14 protein-coding genes and 3 tRNA genes are annotated in these 19,310 nt (G+C 72.5%); 10 read left to right on the top strand and 7 right to left on the bottom strand.

The annotated features are described in order from the left end of the window. Positions 1 to 308: 308 nt before the first annotated feature. Positions 309 to 1,154, bottom strand: coding sequence for an SMP-30/gluconolactonase/LRE family protein (locus tag ABZ904_RS04365; RefSeq protein ID WP_360996666.1), 846 nt, complete (start codon positions 1,152 to 1,154; stop codon positions 309 to 311). Then, positions 1,151 to 1,924 (bottom strand): IclR family transcriptional regulator, encoded by a 774-nt coding sequence (locus ABZ904_RS04360; RefSeq protein WP_360996663.1) that lies wholly within the window; start codon positions 1,922 to 1,924, stop codon positions 1,151 to 1,153. The genes ABZ904_RS04365 and ABZ904_RS04360 overlap by 4 nt, the downstream gene beginning before the upstream one ends. 327 nt (positions 1,925 to 2,251) lie before the next feature. Between ABZ904_RS04360 and ABZ904_RS04355 the strand changes: the two genes are divergently transcribed. Further along, a complete protein-coding gene (locus ABZ904_RS04355; RefSeq protein WP_359403724.1) occupies positions 2,252 to 2,779 on the top strand; it encodes a hypothetical protein in 528 nt (175 codons plus the stop codon). On the opposite strand, the gene ABZ904_RS04350 is transcribed toward ABZ904_RS04355, so the two are convergent. Next, complete coding sequence (locus ABZ904_RS04350; protein WP_360996660.1) at positions 2,733 to 3,647, bottom strand: hypothetical protein; 915 nt, start codon at positions 3,645 to 3,647, stop codon at positions 2,733 to 2,735. The genes ABZ904_RS04355 and ABZ904_RS04350 overlap by 47 nt on opposite strands. Positions 3,648 to 3,882: 235 nt before the next feature. On the opposite strand from ABZ904_RS04350, the gene ABZ904_RS04345 reads away from it, so the two are divergent. The 3 genes from ABZ904_RS04345 to ABZ904_RS04335 all read left to right on the top strand — a co-directional run bounded on the left by ABZ904_RS04345 (position 3,883) and on the right by ABZ904_RS04335 (position 8,852). Then, positions 3,883 to 5,331 (top strand): acyl-CoA synthetase, encoded by a 1,449-nt coding sequence (locus ABZ904_RS04345; protein WP_361821057.1) that lies wholly within the window; start codon positions 3,883 to 3,885, stop codon positions 5,329 to 5,331. Then, positions 5,324 to 6,673, top strand: a complete 1,350-nt coding sequence (locus tag ABZ904_RS04340) for a carboxyl transferase domain-containing protein (protein ID WP_361821054.1) — start codon at positions 5,324 to 5,326, stop codon at positions 6,671 to 6,673. Before ABZ904_RS04345 ends, ABZ904_RS04340 begins: the two co-directional genes overlap by 8 nt. A gap of 1,141 nt (positions 6,674 to 7,814) precedes the next feature. After that, the gene (locus tag ABZ904_RS04335) at positions 7,815 to 8,852 is read left to right on the top strand and encodes a rod shape-determining protein (RefSeq protein ID WP_359403699.1); all 1,038 of its coding nucleotides are present in this window, start codon (positions 7,815 to 7,817) and stop codon (positions 8,850 to 8,852) included. Positions 8,853 to 8,935: 83 nt separating this feature from the next. Here ABZ904_RS04335 and ABZ904_RS04330 read toward each other — a convergent pair whose 3' ends face one another. Beyond that, on the bottom strand, positions 8,936 to 10,603 hold the full coding sequence (locus ABZ904_RS04330) for a SpoIIE family protein phosphatase (RefSeq protein ID WP_361821050.1): 1,668 nt from the start codon (positions 10,601 to 10,603) through the stop codon (positions 8,936 to 8,938). Between the two features lie 218 nt (positions 10,604 to 10,821). Between ABZ904_RS04330 and ABZ904_RS04325 the strand changes: the two genes are divergently transcribed. Together ABZ904_RS04325 and ABZ904_RS04320 are read left to right on the top strand one after the other, a co-directional pair. Further along, a complete protein-coding gene (locus ABZ904_RS04325; protein WP_361821047.1) occupies positions 10,822 to 11,487 on the top strand; it encodes a response regulator transcription factor in 666 nt (221 codons plus the stop codon). Continuing rightward, on the top strand, positions 11,484 to 12,509 hold the full coding sequence (locus tag ABZ904_RS04320; protein ID WP_359403689.1) for a sensor histidine kinase: 1,026 nt from the start codon (positions 11,484 to 11,486) through the stop codon (positions 12,507 to 12,509). Before ABZ904_RS04325 ends, ABZ904_RS04320 begins: the two co-directional genes overlap by 4 nt. 441 nt (positions 12,510 to 12,950) lie before the next feature. Here ABZ904_RS04320 and ABZ904_RS04315 read toward each other — a convergent pair. From ABZ904_RS04315 to ABZ904_RS04305, 3 genes are all read right to left on the bottom strand, one after another. After that, positions 12,951 to 13,024, bottom strand: a tRNA-Ile gene (locus ABZ904_RS04315). 165 nt (positions 13,025 to 13,189) lie between these two features. Continuing rightward, positions 13,190 to 13,262: transfer RNA gene (locus ABZ904_RS04310), tRNA-Asn, on the bottom strand. A gap of 5 nt (positions 13,263 to 13,267) precedes the next feature. After that, positions 13,268 to 13,340: transfer RNA gene (locus ABZ904_RS04305), tRNA-Asn, on the bottom strand. Between the two features lie 164 nt (positions 13,341 to 13,504). On the opposite strand from ABZ904_RS04305, the gene ABZ904_RS04300 reads away from it, so the two are divergent. From ABZ904_RS04300 to ABZ904_RS04285, 4 genes are all read left to right on the top strand, one after another. Continuing rightward, positions 13,505 to 13,810, top strand: coding sequence for a YtxH domain-containing protein (locus ABZ904_RS04300; protein WP_359403686.1), 306 nt, complete (start codon positions 13,505 to 13,507; stop codon positions 13,808 to 13,810). A 116-nt stretch (positions 13,811 to 13,926) separates the two neighbouring features. Next, positions 13,927 to 15,393 carry an FGGY family carbohydrate kinase gene (locus ABZ904_RS04295; RefSeq protein WP_361821043.1) on the top strand — a complete coding sequence of 489 codons (1,467 nt, stop codon included), beginning with the start codon at positions 13,927 to 13,929 and terminating at the stop codon, positions 15,391 to 15,393. Between the two features lie 235 nt (positions 15,394 to 15,628). Next, entirely contained in the window at positions 15,629 to 17,362 is a 1,734-nt protein-coding gene (locus ABZ904_RS04290; RefSeq protein WP_359403680.1) for an ABC transporter ATP-binding protein, read from the top strand. Continuing rightward, on the top strand, positions 17,362 to 19,290 hold the full coding sequence (locus ABZ904_RS04285; RefSeq protein ID WP_359403677.1) for an ABC transporter ATP-binding protein: 1,929 nt from the start codon (positions 17,362 to 17,364) through the stop codon (positions 19,288 to 19,290). The genes ABZ904_RS04290 and ABZ904_RS04285 overlap by 1 nt, the downstream gene beginning before the upstream one ends. Positions 19,291 to 19,310: the final 20 nt, after the last annotated feature.

Below are 19,310 nucleotides of genomic sequence, written 5' to 3'. Positions count from 1 at the left end.
ATGTCGCCGCCGACCACCCCAGTGGCCCGCCGCCCGCCCCGTGCGGGAGAGGCCGGGGCCTTCCCGGACAGGGGGCGAGGGCTGCGCTCGGGACGGCGCTGTGGAGAACGGCGCTGATGCCGCCGTGCCGCGGCGGTCCCGGGGACCTGGCGGGGCCGGCCCGCACCGGGTCGGCGCGGGCCCGGCTTCGGTGAGCGCGAGAGGGTGCCCGGTGCGGGCCATGAGGCCCTCCCGGGGAGGGACGGAACGGCGGTGAGGCGGGGGAACGCGGCCCCGCCCCGCCGCCGCACGGGGCCCTGGAGCGGGTGTCAGCCGGCGAAGGCCGGCTGCGGCAGGCCCTTTCCGGCGCCCGGTACGACGAGCACCGAGCCGGAGAGCGGATGCGGGGCGTCCGGACCCGTGCGGGCCGTGGTGATGTAGAGGTCGGCCAGGTCCGCCCCGCCGAACGCACAGGCGGTGGGCCGGGGCACGGGCAGTTCGAGTACGCGGTCCAGCTCTCCGGAGGGGGTGTAGCGGTGGACCGCCCCGCCGTCCCACAGGGCGACCCAGACGCAGCCGTCGGCGTCGACGGCGAGCCCGTCCGGGAAGCCGCGGTCGACCCGCGCGAGCGGGCGCCGATCGAGGGGGAGCCCGTCGTCGCCGACGTCCAGGACGTCGACGCGCCGGGTCGGCGAGTCGATGTAGTACATCAGCCGGCCGTCGGGGCTCCAGCCCGTGCCGTTGCTGACGGCGACGTCGTCCAGCACCGTGCGCACCGTGCCGTCCGGGGCGATGCGGGACAGTGAGCCCCCGCCGGGCGCCTCGTCGTAGCGCATGGTGCCCGCCCACAGCGAGCCGTCGGGGGCGACGGCCGCGTCATTGGCACGGCGGCCGGGTACGGGTTCGCGGAGCAGCCAGCGGAAGTCACGGCCGCCCGGCCCGTAGAGGCCGACGCCGTCCCGGAGGTTCACCACCAGGCCGCCGCCCACACGCGGCTTGGCGGCACCCACGTGCTGCTCGGTCGCCATGACCGTGCGGTGCCCGGAGGCGGGGTCGTACGTGTGCACGCGCGAGCCCAGGATGTCGACCCAGATCAGCCGCCGGGCGCCGGTGTCCCAGGTCGGCCCCTCGCCGAGGGCCGCCTCAGCGCGTACGGCGACCTCGAACCCCCTCATGCGGCACCCCGGTGGCCGAGCCGCTCGGAGAGTTCCCCGGCACCCTTCCTGGCGAGCTGCTCCAGTTCGCCGCGGCGCTCGTCGCTCCAGCGGATCATCGGAACGGAGATGGAGAGAGCGGCCACCACCTGCCCGGTGCGGTCGCGCACCGGTGCCGCGACACAGCTGACGTCGGGGTTGGACTCGCGGGTCTCCACGGCGACGCCGCGGGCGCGGATCTCGCCCAGGGCCTCCCGCAGGACGGTCGCGTCCGTGATGCTGTTCGGGGTCATCGCGGCGAGCTCGGCACCGTCCGGGATGCGCGCGGCCAGTTCCTGCTCGGGAAGGGACGCGAGGAGCATCTTGCCGACCGAGGTGCAGTGGGCGGGCAGCCGGCGGCCGGCCGCCGACACCATGCGCACCGCGTGCGTGGAGTCGACCTTGGCGATGTAGATGACGTCGGTGCCCTCGAGGATCGCCACGTGCACCGTCTCGTCGCAGGTCTCGGCGACGGACCGGGCGACCTGCTGGCCCTCGGCGGCGAGGTCCAGCTGCTCGGCGTAGCGGCTGCCGAGTTGATACGGGCGCACACCGAGCCGGTAGCGTCCCGGCTGGCCCGGCACCGGGACGACGTACGAGCGGGCGGCGAGCGTGGTGACGAGCTCGTGCACGGTGGTGCGCGGCAGCTGGAGCTTGCGCACGATGTCGGGGGCCGAGAGCGTCCCGTCCCCGTCGAGGAAGAGCTCCAGTATGTCGAGAGCCCGGGTCACGGCAGGTACGAGGCGTCCCACGACCGGCCCCCTCTCCTGTGTTCGAAATTTCAACTGGTGATCGGCATGGCGAACACAGGCTAGTCACAGTGGGCTTGGCCGGGCAATGGCCGTGCGGTGCGTGCGACGGTGGTCCGGGGCCGCCCGCCCACGGGTCACGGGGTGCCGGGGATGGGCCCGAAACCCTTCTCGTGGGCTTCGTCCGGCACTGCCGCCCGGAAGGCCGGGCGGGCAGTACGGTGGGGCGCGTAGACCCTCGACCGAGACGCAAGGCTGTCGGCAACGCTCGTGACCCGGACCTCACACCCCTTCGGCGCCCTGGACTTCCAGCTGGTCCTGCTGCGCCGTATGGCCGACCACAATCCGGACCTGGTCGAGAACGCCCGCCGCACGCTGGGCGTGTCCATCGCCGACATGCGTGAGGCCAACAAGCGGTGGCAGGCGATGGTCCGCTCGCCGCGTCCCCGGCCGGCCGCTTCCCGGTACCGCTCGGTGCTCGGCGAGCCCGAGTCGACGCAGCCCCGCCGGATCGGCGACCTGGACTGCGAGGCCGTGCTGTGGCCGGTGCCGCTCTGGCCGGACCTGCGCTTCGAGATCCTGGTGGCACCGAACGGGGTGGTGTGGAACGAGTGGCTGGTGCGCGCCCCGGGCGCCACCGCACCGGCCCTGGAGAGCGTGCGGGACCTCACGCCCTGGTCCTGCACGGTCGACGAGGTGGCCCGCGCCTTCGCCCCGGCCCGCCCGCTGGAGGGTACGGCACCCACGCGCTGGGGGCTGGCCTTCACCGCGCCGGACGCGTCGGGCGAACGGCGGGCGTGCGCCGCGGAGTTCACCTGGGGTCTGCTGCAGCGGGTCGGTGTCCGCGGGCAGCCTTGAGTATCTCCGTCACGACCACGGGCACCGATCCGGGGTGCAGGTCGAGGAACAGGTTCGGCTCGACCAGTTCGAGCTCCATCACGCACGGCCCCCCGTCCGCCCCGTCCACGAGGTCGACACGGGCGTAGAGCAGCTCGGGTGTGCCCGGTACGGCGGCCAGCGCGCGCCGGGCGACGTCGAGTTCGGCCGCGGTCGGGTCCCAGGGTTCCACGCCGGGGTGGGCCACCTTCTTCTCGTCGTACGGAGAGCCGGGCACGAGGACGGCGCCCTTCCGGCTCGCGTGCAGGAACCGTCCGCCGAAGAACAGCAGCGCCCGTTCCCCGCCGGCGTCGATGCCCTTCACATAGGGCTGCACCATCGCGGTGAACCCCTCCGCGTGCATCCGCTCGAGCTGCCGTACGGCGGTGGCGTGCTCCCCGGGCGTGTACCGGGCGGCGAACCGGGCGCCCGCGCCGGAGGTGGGCTTGACCACGTACTCGTCGTCCCCGGGCAGGTCGAGGGGGTCGCCGGGAGCGACATAGCGCGTGGGGACGACCGCGACGCCCGCGGCGGCCAGCTCCCCCAGATACCGCTTGTCGGTGTTCCAGCGCACGACCTCCACCGGATTGACCAGCCGTGTGGCCTTCGCGCACCGCTCGGCCCAGCCCGTGAACTCCGCCGCCCGCCAGCTGTAGTCCCAGGTGGAGCGGATCACGGCCAGGTCGTACGCCGCCCAGTCGACGTCCGGGTCGTCCCAGTACACGGCATCGGCCCCGGCCCCGGCCGCCCTCAACTCCGTCACCAGGCCGGGCAGATCGCGGTCCGCAGAGACGTCCGGCCCGGGGCGGCAGGTGACGAGCGCGACTCGGGCGGCATCGGTGCGGGGCACGTCTGGACTCCTGTTCGGGCGACGATTGCTGCGCGCAGGCTAACAACGGGCCGGGGAGCCGCGGCACCCCATATGGGCGGCGGCTGTCAGGGCACGACCCCTGGGTGGCTCGCCCACGTCGGCCGGGACCGGGCGAAGTGAGGTGTCCATCACCACCCGAGCGGGTTTTCGCTCACTCTGGTGTAGGAACGGTCCTTGAGTCCGTACGTCCGCTTCGACCCCAGGAGTGCTCCGCGTGTCCTCCCTCTTTCCGGTCCTGACCGAATCCTCGGCCGGGCGGCGGCCCGCCCTGCGCTTCGGGGAAAGGGCCCTGACGTACGCCGAGCTGGCCGCGGCGGCGGGTGCGCTCGCCGGGCGGATCGGCGGGGAGGCCAGGGTGGCCGTGTGGGCCACGCCCTCGCTGGAGACCGCCGTCGGTGTGGTGGCCGCGCTGAGCGCCGGTCTGACCGTCGTACCGCTCAACCCGAAGTCCGGGGAGAGCGAGCTGCTGCACATCCTGTCGGACAGTGCGCCCTCGCTGGTGCTGGCCGCCCCCGGCGACGAACTTCCCGGGCCGGTGGGCGAGTTGGAGCGCGTCGATGTCGATGTGCGTGACGCCGGCGCGTACGCGCCCGCCGATGCCGCCGACGAGGACCCCGCCCTCGTCGTCTACACCTCCGGGACCACCGGCCCGCCCAAGGGCGCCGTCATCCCCCGCCGCGCCGTGGCTTTCACGCTCGACGCGCTCGCGGACGCCTGGCGGTGGACCGGGGACGACGTGCTCGTGCACGGGCTGCCCCTGTTCCATGTGCACGGGCTGGTTCTCGGCATCCTCGGCCCGCTCCGGCGGGGCGGGTCCGTCCGGCACCTGGGACGCTTCAGCACCGACGGTGTGGCACGCGAGCTCGGCGGCAGGGCGACCATGCTGTTCGGCGTGCCGACGATGTACCACCGGATCGCGGAGGCGCTGCCGGGCGACCCGGGGCTGGCCAAGGCGCTGGCCGGCGCCCGGCTGCTGGTCTCGGGGTCCGCCGCGCTGCCCGTGCACGACCACGAACGGATCGCCGCCGCGACCGGCCGCCGGGTCATCGAGCGCTACGGGATGACCGAGACCCTGATGAACACGAGCGTCCGCGCGGACGGGGAGGCGCGCCCCGGCACGGTCGGTGTGCCGCTGCCCGGGGTCGAGCTGCGGCTCGTCGAGGAGGACGGCTCGCCGATCGCCGCGTACGACGGGGAGACGGTCGGCGAGATCCAGGTCCGCGGCCCGAACCTGTTCACCGGGTACCTCAACCGGCCCGACGCCACCGCCGCCGCGTTCACCGCCGACGGCTGGTTCCGCACCGGCGACATGGCGGTCCGTGAGGCCGACGGGTACGTACGCATCGTGGGCCGCAAGGCCACCGACCTCATCAAGAGCGGCGGGTACAAGATCGGGGCCGGTGAGATCGAGAACGCCCTGCTGGAACACCCGGGGGTACGGGAGGCGGCCGTCACCGGGGAGCCCGACGAGGATCTGGGGGAGCGGATCGTCGCCTGGGTGGTGCCGGTGGATCCCGCGACCCCGCCCGGCGCCGACGAGCTGGCCGACCACGTGGCCCGCCGGCTCGCCCCGCACAAGCGCCCGCGGGTCGTGCGGTACCTGGCCGCCCTGCCCCGCAACGACATGGGCAAGATCATGAAGCGGGCGCTTGGCGATGCCTGAGCGCCCGACCGCGCGGGAGGCCCTCGCCCTCGTCACCGAGGACTTCGGCGAACTCCCCCACCCCGTGCGGGAGTCCAAGCCGGACGGCCCCCTGGAGTGGGCGGGCTACGACGCCTCGCGCGCCCGCGCCACCGCACGCACCGGCGAGGCGGAGTCCGTCGTCTGCGGCCGGGCGACCGTCGGCGGCACCCCGGCCGTACTGATCGCGTTCGAGTTCGGCTTCCTCGGCGGGTCCCTCGGCGAGCGCACCGGGGACCGGCTGGAGGCGGCGCACAGGTACGCCCGTGAGCACCGGCTGCCGGTCGTCTCGCTGGTCGCGACGGGCGGCAGTCGGATGCAGGAGGGCATGCTCGCGCTGACCCAGCTTCAGCGGGTGGCCCGGCAGTCGGCGCTCACCCGTGCGGCCGGGCTGCCGCAACTCGCCGTCCTGCGCGACCCGACGACCGGCGGCGGCTGGGCCACGCTGGGCGCAGGCGCCGATGTGGTGCTGGCCCTGCCGGGCGTCCAGGTCGGCTTCGCGGGCTCCCGGGTACGCCCGCCGGACGCGGACCCGGCGGCGTACACCGCGGAGGCCCAGCTGGCGGCCGGCACGGTCGACGCGGTCGTACCGCCCGAGCAACTGCGTGAGACGGTCGCACTGTGGCTGCGGCTGCTGACGGCTCCCTCGGCCGAGCCGGCGCCCGTACCCGCCGCGCTCGGTGCGCCGAACCTGCCGGCCACCGGCTGGGACGCCGTGCGGCGCGCCCGCGACCCGGAGCGCCCGCGCGCCGGGGCCTACCTGGACGCTTACTTCACCCGCCGGGCGGCCCTGGGCGGCGACCGCAGCGGTGGCAGGGACGCGGAGGGCATGCTGTGCGGTTTCGGCATCCATGACGGCCGAACGATCGCGTACGCCGCCCAGACCGGCACCGCGACCCGCCCCGCGGGATACCGCACGGCCGCCCGGCTGATCCGCCTGGCCGACGCCCTGTCCGTGCCCGTACTGACGCTGGTGGACACCCCGGGCGCCGCCAACGACGCGGAGGCCGAACGGCAGGGCGTGGGCGCCGCCATCGCGGATCTGTTCACCGCGGTCGCCACCGCCCGTACGCCCGTGACCACGCTGGTGATCGGCGAGGGCGGCTCGGGCGGCGCGCTCGCCCTGGCCGCCCCCGACCGCACCTGGGTCGTACCTGACAGCTATTTCTCCGTCATCGCACCGGAGTTGGCGGCCGCGATACTCAAGCGCCCGGCCGACCAGGTGCACGCCACGGCGGACCAGCTCCGCCTGCGCCCCCAGGACCTGGTGGAGCTGGGAGTGGTACGGGGAATCGCAGCCGCCGAGGCCGCCCCACCAGGGTGAACCACGGAACACCGGCGCGGGCGGGCAGGGGGGCGCCACTTGCGAGTGGACGCGGGGGCTGCACGGCGGGCAGGCGCGGGGCTCCGTTGAGGGGCTCGGCTTGCAGGCCCGGGAGCTCCGCTTGCGAGCGGGCGGGGGTGTTCCGCTGCGGGCGAGCGCGGGTGTTCCGCTGGGGGCGAGCGCGGGAGGCGCCACTGCCGGCGACCGCGGGGGCCCCACCGCAAGCAGGCGCGAGGGCCGTTGCGGGGCACCGCTTGCGGCCCGGGGGCTCCACACTGCGAGCGGGCGGGGGTGTTCCGCTGCGGGCGAGCGCGGGAGGCTCCACTGCCGGCGACCGCGGGGGCCCCACCGCAAGCAGGCGCGAGGGCCGTTGCGGGGCACCGCTTGCGGCCCGGGGGCTCCACACTGCGGGCGGGATCGGGAGCCCGACAGCGGGGAGGCATGGCGGCTCCGCTTGCGGGCGGGCGGGGGTGTTCCACGGCAGGCAGGCGCGGGCGGGGACTCCTTCGCGGAGAGTCGCGAGGACCCCTCCGTAGGTACCCACGCAGCTCGGCTTCCAGGCGGCCGTGGGGACTCCTCCTCGGGCTCCTTCGCCGGCAGGTTCGGCAGCTTCTCTGCGGGCGGGCGCGGGACTCCGCTAGCGGGCGGGTGCGGCGGCTCCACGGCGGGTTGGCGCGGAGACTCCTCCGCAGGGAGACGCAGGAACTCCTTCGCCGGCGGGCACGGGGCTCCGTAGCGGGCGGGCACGGGTGTTCCACTCCAGGCAGGCGCGGGACTCCGCGGGCAGACGCCGGAACTCCTCCGCGAAGAGTCGCGAGGACCCCTCCCTAGGCACCCGCCGCGGCCCCGCTTGCAGACAGACGCGGGGACTCCTCCGCGGGCAGGCGCCGCGACTCCTCCACCGACAGACGCGGAGACTCCTCCGCAAGCGGCCGCACAGGCTTCGATGCCGAGGTCAGCGCGCGGTGGCAGGGGAGCGCGGGCACAAGCTTCCCAGGGCGCGACGCACCCCAGTTCACCCGTCCGGGTGAACCCGCCCGGCCCCTCTCAAGGGGCGAGGTCCTTCCGTCCGGCGCACGATGCTGAAGGAGAGGCCCGCCACCCGGCGGCCACCCGCGGTCTGTTCTCGGAAGGTACCGCCATGACCGTCAGTCTGGACCAGCTGCGCCGTTGCCATTTCGCCGTCGACCTGGGAGCGGCCCGGACCCGTGTCTACGTCAAGGGGGCCGGGCTTGTGGTGGACCAGCCCAGCGCCGCCGCCGTGAACACCCGGACCGGTGCGCTGATAGCGGTCGGTGAGCTCGCCGAGAAGATGACGGGGCGTACTCCCGCCTACATCCGCGTGGCGCGGCCCGTGTCCGGTGGCACCGTCGTGGACATCGAGATGGCCCAGCGGATGCTGCGCCATCTGCTGGGCGAGAAGCTGCGCCGGAGCCTGCGTCGCAAGCCCCGGCTGCGGGCGGCGGCCTGCACGCCCCACGACGCGGACCCGCTGGCGCAGCGCGCGGCCATCGAGACGCTGGTGGGCCTGGGCGCCCGGCGGGTGGAGCTCGTCGACACGCTGGTCGCGGCCGCCGTGGGGTGCGGGCTGCCGGTGGAGCAGCCCGAGGCCTCCATGATCATGGTCTGCGGGGCGGCCGCCACACAGATCGCCGTGCTGTCGCTCGGGAACATCGTGACCGCGGAGCGGATCCCCGTCGGAGGCGAGGCGGTCGACCACGCGATCGTGCAACATCTGCGGCACGAGCACGCGTTGATGCTGCCGAGCCAGTCGGTCCGGCCGCTGCAGCTCGCCCTCTCCGGCAACGGGCTCACCCCGCACGGACCCGCGGCCACCGAGATCCTCGGGCGCGACGTGGCGACGGGACTCGCGCGTTCCGTGCTGGTCGACACCGCCGCCGTACGGGACGCCATCCAGACCCCGCTGACCGCCGTCCTCGACGGCATCGGCAAGGTACTGCGGGACTGCCCGCCCGACCTGGTGGCCGACCTCGCCGACCGCGGCATCATGATGGTCGGCGGCAGCGCCCTGCTGCCGGGCCTCGACCAGATGCTGCGCCAGGCCACCGGTATGCCCGTGCACATCGCCGAGCGACCGGACATCTGTGCGGTCCAGGGCCTGGGAGAGATGCTGGAGGGCAGGATCCAGCCACTGCTTCTCAATCCGCTGGCGGCCTGACCCGAAGGGGGGCCCGCGCCCCGGTGCCCGTACGGCACCCCTTCGTGGACCGTCGCCGTACCGCGCCGTCCTCCGCCACGGCGTCACAGGGCCTGCTCAGCCCAGACGATCTTGCCCTGTGAGGTGTAGCGCGTCCCGACCGCCTCGGCGATCTCGGTGACGATGAGCAGGCCGCGCCCGCCCTGGTCACCGGCCTTCGGATGCCTGGGGTGCGGGGCCGCGCTGCTGGTGTCGGACACTTCGCAGACCAGGGCGCGGTCCCGGATCAGGCGCAGTTCCACCGGGCCGGTCGAGTAGCGGATGGCGTTGGTGACCAGCTCGCTGGCCAGCAGCGCGGTGCTGAAGTCGAGGCCGTCGAGGTCCCAGGCCTGCAACTGCCGCCGGGTCCAGGCACGGGCCACCACGACGGCCGCGAGGTCGTGGGGCAGCCGCAGACTGGCGATGTCCTGGGAGTCCAGCGCCCGGGTGCGGGCGGCCAGCAGCGCCTGGCAGTGGTCGGGGAGCAGCACGCGCGCGTAGTCGTCGAGGACCGCCTGGACCGGGTGGCCGGACCAGCTCGGCACCGCCCGCGAGGTCGGCCCGAAGCGTGTCTCCGGAGCGGGCTCGGGTGCCTCGCCGCTGCTGCCCAGGAGCAGGACGCTGTCCGGATGGACCTGGAACTCCCACTCCTCGAAGAGCTCGTCCGAGGAGCCGAGCGGCCGGTGCTCGGGCAGGTAGGGGGTGCTGACCCTGCCCTGGGCGGTGACGACCTGAAGACAGACGTTGCCCGCCCGTGAGACCGTGCAGCGCCCGTTGACCGGGTCGTAGACCAGGAACAGACAGTGGTCCCCGGCGCCCGCCGGCTCGTCGTCGGCGGCCGTGGAACAGCCCTGCGGCGAGGGTGGCGAGGGACTGTCCGCGGCGATGCCGTTCACCCGCGCCAGAAGCTCCGAAGGCGCCATGTCCAGCCTGGCGAGCGCACCGATCACCGCCCGCAGCCATCCCATCCGGGCCGCCGCGCCGAGGCCCTCGTCGCCTGCCACGCCCACCACGAGGGCGAGACGTGCGCCCGGGAGCCGGATGGCGTCGAACCACGCACCGGCGGATCCGCCGGACGAGACCTGTCCGCCGATGGCGGGCGCCGCGGTCACCGAGGGCATCTCCTCCGGCAGCAGAGAGCGCTGCAGCTCCCGTCCGGCGTCCTCCCACTCGATGCGGCGTCGCATCAGGTCGAGACCGCGGGCCGTGCGCTCCGCGAGTTCGGTGGCCGCCCGCAGGTCGTCCTCCCGGAACGGCGGAGTACCGGCGCGCCGGTAGAAGGTCGCCAGTCCGAGAACCAGGCCCTGGACCGTCAGCGGGACGACCATCATGCAGCGCAGCCCGGCTTCCTCGATCCGCCGGGCGCGGTCCGGGTCACGTGCCAGCCACCGGGGCTGGGAGCCCAGGTCGCGGACGATGCGAGGCCGCAGGTCCTTGACGCACTTGCGGTACGGAGTCTTGGCGGGCAGCCTGCTCGCGTCACCGACCGCATAGGCCGGACGGCATCCACGGCAGTGCACCGAACGGAAGGCGGCGCGCCGCAACGTGGGTCGTGCGCTCTGCGCTCCGTGCCAGGCCCGTTCCCCGCACCGGACCGTGTCCGAGAGCTCGACGGCAGCCAGGTCGGCCAGACCGGGCACCGCCGCGTCCGCGAGGCCTTGAGCGAGCTGGAGCGGGTCCCCCGCGGGCCTGGCCGGGCACCCGTCGGTGTGTGGAGGAGTGAAAGGGGTCATGGTGGCCGTCCTGAGGATGTACCTGGGTGGCTGTGCTGTCATCCAGGTTCCGCCCGCACCGTGGCGTGCCGCATCCGCGCCGTACCGCAGTGAGGGTCCGCAATGCGCACCCGGGGGCTCGCGGGGATCCCGCAGCCCCTTGCGGGTTTCCCGCACACTCCCGCCCGAGGGCCGTATGGAGCGGCCGGAGGGGCGACCGGAGTCCTACCGTTGCTGTTATGAACGTCCAACGTCACGGCCCCGCTCCCCCGGCCGACCCGCGAACGACCGTGGTCCTCGCGGACGACCATCTGGTGGTCCGGGCAGGTATGCGGCTGCTGCTCTCCCAGGACAAGGCCTTCCAGGTCGTCGCCGAGACCGGCACCGTGCCCGAGACCCTGCGGGTCGTGCAGGACCGCCGTCCGTCCGTGCTGGTCCTGGACCTGTCGATGGGAGGACAGTCGAGCCTGCCGGTCATACCCGAGATGCTGGCCGCCTCCCCCGAGACACGGATCCTGGTCCTCACCATGCAGGAGGATCCCGCGTTCGCGCGGGCCGCGATGAGATCGGGAGCCACCGGCTACCTGCTCAAGGAGGCCGCCGGCGAGGAACTGGTCGCGGCGACCCGCCAGGTCTCCACCGGTGGCACCTACGTGCAGCCCGCCATGGGAGCCCGCCTGGCGACCGCGGACAACGGGAACGACGGCGGGAACGTGCTGACCGGCCGCGAGGTCGAGGTGCTGTCCCTGCTGGCGGCCGGACACACCAACCAGGAGATCGCCCGGCGCCTGTATGTCTCGGTGCGGACGGTCGAGACCCACCGGGCCCGCATCCGGGACAAGCTCGGTACGGAGACACGGGCCGAGCTGATCGCGGCGGCACGCGAGCGCGGGCTGCTCACATGACCTGGGGGCTGCCACCGCGGTTCCGCCTCGTCACCGAGGCGGCGGCCACCGCACTGCTGGTGGCGGCCCTGGCACTGGAGGTCACCGACCAGCCGCTGCAGTCCGAACTCGTCCTCTCCCTCGCCGCGGCGATCCTCTTCTTCACCGCCGCCTCCCTCTCCACCCTGGCGCGCCGGACCTGGCTGATGGTCGTGGCCGGGATCTCGATGATGCTCGCGGTGGCGGGGCTGGTCCGCATCGCCCAGGAGCCGCTTCTCAACGCCCTGCACGTCCTGCCCCTGCTGCTGATCGCCTACGCGGCCTCCACCGGACGCGCCACGGCTCTGCGTCAGCGCAGACTCGAGCGGATACGGGCCTCCGCGCGCCGCGACGGTGAGGAGCGGGAACGCCACCGCTGGGCCCGTGAGCTGCACGACGACACGCTCCAGGAACTGGGCGCGGTGCAGATCGTGCTGGCCTCCGCGGCCGTCGGCGGGCGGCCCGAGGCCATGCGGGCGGCCATCGACCAGGCGCGCAGCCTCATCAGCAACCAGATCGCCTCGCTGCGCCATCTGATAGCCGAGCTGCGCCCGGCCGCCCTCGACCAGCTGGGGTTGCGGCCGGCCCTCCAGACGCTGTGCGAGCGCGCCTCGGAAACCTTCGGCATCGCCGTCGAGTTCCGCGGCGACCCGGACGGGGACGGGGTCGGCGACAGCCGGCTCAGCCCCGAGGCGCAGGCCCACGTGTACCGCATCGTCCAGGAAGCGGTCACCAACGCGGTGAAGCACGCCCAGCCCCGCACCATCCGGGTGGAGCTGCACGAGCACGGGCGCACGGTCACCGCGACGGTGACGGACGACGGCTGCGGGATGCCCAACCCGCCCGGCGCCCGCACACCCCATCGCGCCAGGGGCGCCGCGTCCCAGGGCATGGGCCTGGCGGCCATGCAGGAGCGCGCGGACCTGCTGGACGCGTATCTCGCCTTCTCCAGCGTGCCCGGCGCGGGGACCCGGGTGAGGCTGCGGGTGCCGTACGACCGGTGACGTGGCGTGCCCGGCGCCGAGCGGACCCGCTGGACGGAACCTGCCAAGTGGCGTACCCACGGAAAGATCCCCCGCGCCCGTGCGTCCGATCCGGGGGGCATGGCCGGCCTGATGAGAGAGAACCTCTGCGTCACGCGGGACATCGAGCCGGCCTCGGGGGCCCGGACCGACCGTCCTCCGGCACGACTGGGGTGCCGGCGGATCGCCGCAACCCGGGCGCGACGGTGCTGGTCCTGCAGAGGACCCCGGCACGCCCACGAGCGGAGCGCATCCGGGAGGCCGAACTCCGCATCGGCTGGGGCCAGTTGGTGTCCTGATCTTCCGCCACTCGGGCGGGCGGCGGGCCGACTGCCGATCCCTGACGTGTCGTTACCGCCATCCGTGGCAGAGAGGGTGCACAATCGGTGCAGGTGAAAACATTCCTGCACCGACAGGCCTCGGTGGGGCGGGTGGGACTCGAACCCACGGCCGACGGATTATGAGTCCGCTGCTCTAACCGGCTGAGCTACCGCCCCGTTACGGCGCGTCGCGTACATGTGTGCGCGCCGTCTGCCGCAGCATAGCCGCTCATACGATCTCCTGCTTCGGATGGTCGGCTACACGTGACCTTGAGGAGCCCACCAAAGGTGCGGCGGTTCCCGCGGACATGAAAAAGGACCCCAGCGGGGTCCTCTTCAGCGCTCCCCCGACTGGACTCGAACCAGTAACCTGCCGGTTAACAGCCGGCTGCTCTGCCAATTGAGCTACGGAGGATTGAGCTCCCCCGACTGGACTCGAACCAGTAACCTGCCGGTTAACAGCCGGCTGCTCTGCCAATTGAGCTACGGAGGAATGCCTCGTTGCATCGAACGTACCTACCTGGGTATCCGCCAGGGGGCGCGCGCTCGCTGCGACACATACATTAGCGCAAGCAGGGGGGTGCTCCGCCAATCAGTACTCCCCCGCGCCGATGCCCACGCAAGGGACGACGCAGACGCAAGGGAAGGGTGGCCGCCATGCGCTATCGGCTCACGTTCGTCGCCGGACTGGTTCTGGGCTACGTGCTGGGCACGCGAGCCGGACGTGAACGGTACGAGCAGCTGAAGAAGTCCGCCCGTCAGGTCGCCCAGAACCCCGCCGTCCGCAACACCGCCGAAACCGCTGCCCAGCAGGGACGCGAGATCGCCGGGAAGGCCTTCCACGTCATGAGCGACAAGGTCGGCGACCGCATGCCGGCCTCGGTCGCCGGGCGTGTCCGCTCCCTGCGTGACCGGAACGCGAACGGCAGCGGCGGGGACGACTGGGGAACGAACAGCACCTGACGGCCCCGGCCGACGGCACCCGTCCGGCGGCCGGCAGGCTTCCGTTCGCGCCGGGAGTGTCGTGAAGCGCTCCCGGCGCGGCGCGGCCACCCCCCTCCGTACGGCAGAATTCCGCCATGGGGATAGTCGCCGGGTTGGACAGTTCGCCCGATTTCACTCGTATCGTCGTCTGTGACACGGACACGGGTGCCGTGCTCAGGCAGGGGTATGCACCGCATCCGGTGGAGAGCCCCGAGGCCGGCGCCGCCGGCGGAGGCCGTCCCTCCGACATCGATCCGCAGGCCTGGCTGCTGTCCCTCGGGGAGGCGGCCGGCGGCGGACTCCTCGAAGGCGTGCAGGCCATCGGCGTCTCCGCCCAGCAGAACGCGCTGGTCCCGCTGGACGCCCAGGGCGCCACCGTGCGGCCCGCGCTGGTCGGCGGCGACAAGCGGGCGCAGGTCGCGGCGGCCGACCTGATCGAGGCCCTCGGCGGCCGGCAGGCCTGGGCCGAGGCCGTCGGATGCGTACCCCAGGCCGCGCGGCCCGTGACCAAACTGCGCTGGCTCGCCAAGAGCGAACCCGACAACGCCCGGCGCACCGCCATGCTGCTGCAGGCCCACGACTGGCTCGTGTGGCAGCTGCTCGGGCGGCCGTTGCGCAGGACCACCGATCGCGGCGGGGCCTCCGGGACCGGGTACTGGTCGGCGGCGACCGGCGCCTACCGCACCGACCTGATCGAGCTGGCGCTCGGCCACCAGGCCATGGTGCCCGAGGTGCTGGGGCCCTCCGAGGCGGCGGGGACGACCCCGGAGGGGCTGCTGATCTCCGCGGGCACCGGCGAGACCATGGCGGCCGCCCTGGGTCTCGGCATCGGGCTCGGCGACGCGGTCGTCTCACTCGGCGCCTCCGGATCCGTCATGGCCGTGCACCCCGAGGCACTCGTCGACTCGACCGGGATGATCACCTCGCTGGCGGACGCGACCGGCATGCATCTGCCGGTGGTGACCACGCTCAACGCGGTGCGCACCCTGCGCGGCACCGCCGAACTGCTCGGCGTGCCCGACCTGGAGGCCCTGTCCGAGCTCGCCATGAAGTCGACACCCGGCTCCCACGGGCTCGTCCTCCTGCCCTACCTGGAGGGCGAGCGGACCCCCAACCTGCCGCACACCGCGGGCACCCTGGCCGGACTGCGGCGCGAGTCGATGCGGCCCGAGCACCTGGCGCGCGCCGCGTTCGAGGGGATGCTGTGCGGACTCGCGGACGCGCTGGACGTACTGCGCGGGCGCGGCGTCGAGGTGCGGCGGATCTTCCTGCTGGGCGCCGCCGCGGAGCTGCCCGCCGTGCAGGCCGCGGCGCCCGCACTGTTCGGCGTGCAGGTCGTGGTGCCGCAGCCGGCCGACTACGCGGCGGTCGGTGCGGCCCGGCAGGCGGCCTGGTCTCTCGGCGTGTCGCGGGGCACGCTCGACCCGCGCACCCCGCCCGCCTGGCAGGGACCGGCCGGCCAGGTGCTGGACCCGGGCGACGAACTGGCGGTGGGGCAGGCGGTGCGTCAGCAGTACGTGTCGGTGCGCGAACAGACACATCCGGGGGCATTCCGCTCATAGGGTCACAAACGCCCGCACCTTCGAACGCTCGCTCGGTGCCGTACACGTGCGGGCGTACCGGTACGGTGCCTTTTCCGGCTCCTTGCCTGTCCACGTCCGGTGGCTGAATCCACGTCAGCTTTTCCGCCCGCCGCCGCATTATTCAGTTGAGGTAACGCGGGTGGAGTGTCGGACGATAGTGGGTGGTGCATCACCGACCGCGATGCCGTCCGTCGACGACTCCGAGAGATCTCGCGTGCTCATACGACTTCTGAGGGCCCACCTGCGCCCGTACAAGAAACCGATCCTCCTGCTGGTGCTGCTGCAGTTCCTGCAGACCTGCGCCACGTTGTACCTGCCCACCCTCAACGCGCACATCATCGACAACGGTGTCGTGAAGGGCGACACGAACTACATCCTGACCTTCGGCGGCCTGATGATCGGGGTCTCCCTCGGCCAGGTCGTGTGCAACATGGGCGCCGTCTACTTCGGTGCCCGCACCGCCTCCGCCGTCGGCCGGGACATCCGGGGCGCCATCTTCGACCGGGTGCAGTCCTTCTCCGCCCGTGAGGTCGGCCATTTCGGGGCGCCGTCGTTGATCACCCGCACCACGAACGACGTGCAGCAGGTGCAGATGCTCACCCTGATGACGTTCACCCTGATGGTGTCGGCGCCGATCATGTGCGTGGGCGGCATCGTGCTGGCGCTCGGCCTGGACGTGCCGCTGTCCGGCGTACTGGTCGCCGTCGTGCCCGTGCTCGGCATCAGCGTGACGCTGATCGTGCGGAGGCTGCGGCCGCTGTTCCGCAGCATGCAGGTCCGTCTCGACACGGTGAACCGGGTGCTGCGCGAGCAGATCTCCGGCAACCGCGTCATCCGCGCCTTCGTCCGCGACGACTACGAGAAGGGCCGCTTCGGGGAGGCCAACACGGAGCTCACCGAGGTCTCCCTGCACACCGGCCGGACCCTCGCGCTGATGTTCCCCATCGTGATGACCGTGGTGAACCTCTCCTCGATCGCCGTGGTCTGGTTCGGGGCGCACCGCATCGCCAGCGGCGGCATGCAGATCGGCGACCTGACCGCGTTCCTCGCCTATCTGATGCAGATCGTGATGTCCGTGATGATGGCCACCTTCATGTTCATGATGGTGCCGCGCGCGGAGGTGTGTGCCGAGCGCATCGAGGAGGTGCTCGACACCGAGTCCAGCGTCGTGCCGCCCACCGCCCCGGTGGTCGAGCTGCGGCGCCACGGCCATCTGGAGATCCGCAACGCCGGGTTCCGCTACCCGGGTGCCGAGGAGCCGGTTCTCAAGTCCATCGACCTGGTGGCGCGACCCGGCGAGGTCACGGCCGTCATCGGGTCCACCGGCAGCGGCAAGTCGACCCTGCTCGGGCTGATCCCCCGCCTCTTCGACGCCACTGAGGGCGAGGTGCTCGTGGACGGCGTGAACGTCCAGGAGGTCGAGCCGCGGCTGCTGGCGAAGACGGTCGGGCTGGTCCCGCAGAAGCCGTACCTGTTCGCGGGCACGGTCGCCACCAACCTGCGCTACGGCAATCCTGATGCGACGGACGAGGAGCTGTGGCAGGCGCTGGAGGTGGCGCAGGCCAAGGAGTTCGTCTCGAAGCTGGAGAACGGGCTCGACTCCCCCATCGCGCAGGGCGGCACGAACGTCTCGGGCGGCCAGCGCCAGCGTCTGGCCATCGCCCGCACCCTCGTCCAGCGGCCGGAGATCTACCTCTTCGACGACTCCTTCTCCGCGCTCGACTACGCGACCGACGCGGCCTTGCGGGCGGCGCTAGCACAGGAGACCGCGGAGGCGACGGTCGTGATCGTCGCCCAGCGGGTGGCGACCATCAGGGACGCCGACCGGATCGTGGTCCTCGACGAGGGCCGGGTCGTCGGCACCGGCCGGCATCACGAGCTGATGGCAAGCAACGAGACCTACCGGGAGATCGTGCTCTCCCAGCTCACGGAAGCGGAGGCTGCCTGATGGCCGGGCCCATGGGACGCATGATGGGCGGGGGCGGCCCCGACCAGCGCTCGATGGACTTCAAGGGATCCGGAAAGCGGCTCCTCGCCCAGTTCAAGCCCGAACGCACCCTCATCGTCGCGATGTTGGTCTGCGGCGTGCTCAGCGTGGGGCTCTCCGTGATCGGGCCGAAGATCCTCGGCAGGGCGACCGACCTCGTCTTCGCCGGGATCATCGGCCGGCAGATGCCCGCGGGACTCACCAAGGAGCAGGTGCTCGAGTCCATGCGGAAGCGGGGCGAGGGCGGCATCGCCGACATGCTCTCCGGCACGGACTTCACCCCGGGCAAGGGCATCGACTTCGATGCCGTGGGGAACGTCCTGCTGGTCGCGCTCGGCACGTTTCTGGTGGCCGGCCTGCTGATGGCGGTGTCCACCCGGCTGTCCAACCGGGCCATCAACAAGACGGTCTACCGCATGCGCGAGGACGTGCAGGCGAAGCTGTCGCGGCTCCCGCTGTCGTACTTCGACCAGCGGCAGCGCGGTGAGGTGCTCAGCCGCGCGACCAACGACATCGACAACATCGGGCAGACGCTCCAGCAGTCGATGGGCCAGCTCGTCAACTCCCTGCTCACCATCGTCGGTGTGCTCGTGGTGATGTTCTGGGTGTCGTGGGTGCTGGCGCTGGTCGCACTCGTGACCGTGCCGCTCTCCTTCGTCGTGGCCACGCGGATCGGCAAGCGCTCCCAGCCGCACTTCGTGCAGCAGTGGCGCACCACCGGCAAGCTGAACGCGCACATCGAGGAGATGTACACCGGGCACACCGTGGTCAAGGTGTTCGGACGCCAGGACGAGTCGGCGCAGCAGTTCGCCGAGCAGAACGAGCAGCTGTACGAGGCCGGTTTCAAGGCGCAGTTCAACAGCGGTGTGATGCAGCCGCTGATGATGTTCGTGTCGAACCTGAACTATGTGCTGGTGGCCGTCGTCGGTGGACTCCGGGTCGCGTCGGGCTCCCTGTCCATCGGTGACGTCCAGGCCTTCATCCAGTACTCGCGGCAGTTCTCGATGCCGCTGACGCAGGTGGCGTCGATGGCGAACCTGGTGCAGTCCGGGGTCGCCTCGGCGGAGCGGATCTTCGAGCTGCTGGACGCGGAGGAACAGGCCGCCGACCCCGAGCAGGGACAGCGTCCGGAGGAACTGCGGGGCCGGGTGGCACTGGAGCACGTGTCGTTCCGCTACGACCCCGACAAGCCGCTGATCGAGGATCTGTCACTGAAGGTCGAACCGGGGCACACGGTCGCGATCGTCGGCCCGACGGGTGCCGGGAAGACCACGCTCGTGAACCTGCTGATGCGGTTCTACGAGGTCACCGGCGGGCGGATCACGCTCGACGGGGTCGACGTCGCCAAGATGTCCCGGGACGAACTGCGGGCCTCGATCGGAATGGTGCTCCAGGACACCTGGCTGTTCGGGGGCACGATCGCGGAGAACATCGCGTACGGGGCCGTGCGCGAGGTCACGCGCGGGGAGATCGAGGAGGCGGCGCGGGCGGCGCACGCCGACCGGTTCGTCCGTACGCTGCCGGACGGCTACGACACCGTGATCGACGACGAGGGCACGGGGGTGAGCGCGGGTGAGAAGCAGCTCATCACCATCGCGCGGGCGTTCCTGTCCGACCCGGTGATCCTGGTGCTGGACGAGGCGACCAGTTCGGTGGACACCCGCACGGAGGTCCTGATCCAGAAGGCGATGGCGAAACTGGCGCACGGACGGACGTCCTTCGTCATCGCACACCGGCTGTCGACGATCCGGGACGCGGACACGATCCTGGTGATGGAGAACGGGTCCATCGTCGAACAGGGCACGCACAGCGACCTTGTGGACGCCGACGGTGCCTACGCACGGCTGTACAAGGCGCAGTTCGCCCAGGCGGTTGCCGAGGTCGACTGAGTCCCTGGGGGCCGCTCCCT

The organism is Streptomyces sp. NPDC046900 (assembly GCF_040644975.1).
Classification (GTDB): domain Bacteria; phylum Actinomycetota; class Actinomycetes; order Streptomycetales; family Streptomycetaceae; genus Streptomyces.
The sequence above is the reverse complement of the archived record's forward strand: the minus strand, read 5'-3'. Positions and strand labels throughout refer to the sequence as shown.

What these genes read in the sequence shown, in the direction of transcription:
- ABZ904_RS04365 (WP_360996666.1), bottom strand. Translation starts at nt 1,154, where the DNA reads ATGAGGGGGTTCGAGGTCGCCGTACGCGCTGAGGCGGCCCTCGGCGAG.
- ABZ904_RS04355 (WP_359403724.1), top strand. Translation starts at nt 2,252, where the DNA reads ATGGCCGACCACAATCCGGACCTGGTCGAGAACGCCCGCCGCACGCTG.
- ABZ904_RS04340 (WP_361821054.1), top strand. Translation starts at nt 5,324, where the DNA reads ATGCCTGAGCGCCCGACCGCGCGGGAGGCCCTCGCCCTCGTCACCGAG.
- ABZ904_RS04335 (WP_359403699.1), top strand. Translation starts at nt 7,815, where the DNA reads ATGACCGTCAGTCTGGACCAGCTGCGCCGTTGCCATTTCGCCGTCGAC.
- ABZ904_RS04330 (WP_361821050.1), bottom strand. Translation starts at nt 10,603, where the DNA reads ATGACCCCTTTCACTCCTCCACACACCGACGGGTGCCCGGCCAGGCCC.
- ABZ904_RS04325 (WP_361821047.1), top strand. Translation starts at nt 10,822, where the DNA reads ATGAACGTCCAACGTCACGGCCCCGCTCCCCCGGCCGACCCGCGAACG.
- ABZ904_RS04320 (WP_359403689.1), top strand. Translation starts at nt 11,484, where the DNA reads ATGACCTGGGGGCTGCCACCGCGGTTCCGCCTCGTCACCGAGGCGGCG.
- ABZ904_RS04300 (WP_359403686.1), top strand. Translation starts at nt 13,505, where the DNA reads ATGCGCTATCGGCTCACGTTCGTCGCCGGACTGGTTCTGGGCTACGTG.
- ABZ904_RS04295 (WP_361821043.1), top strand. Translation starts at nt 13,927, where the DNA reads ATGGGGATAGTCGCCGGGTTGGACAGTTCGCCCGATTTCACTCGTATC.
- ABZ904_RS04285 (WP_359403677.1), top strand. Translation starts at nt 17,362, where the DNA reads ATGGCCGGGCCCATGGGACGCATGATGGGCGGGGGCGGCCCCGACCAG.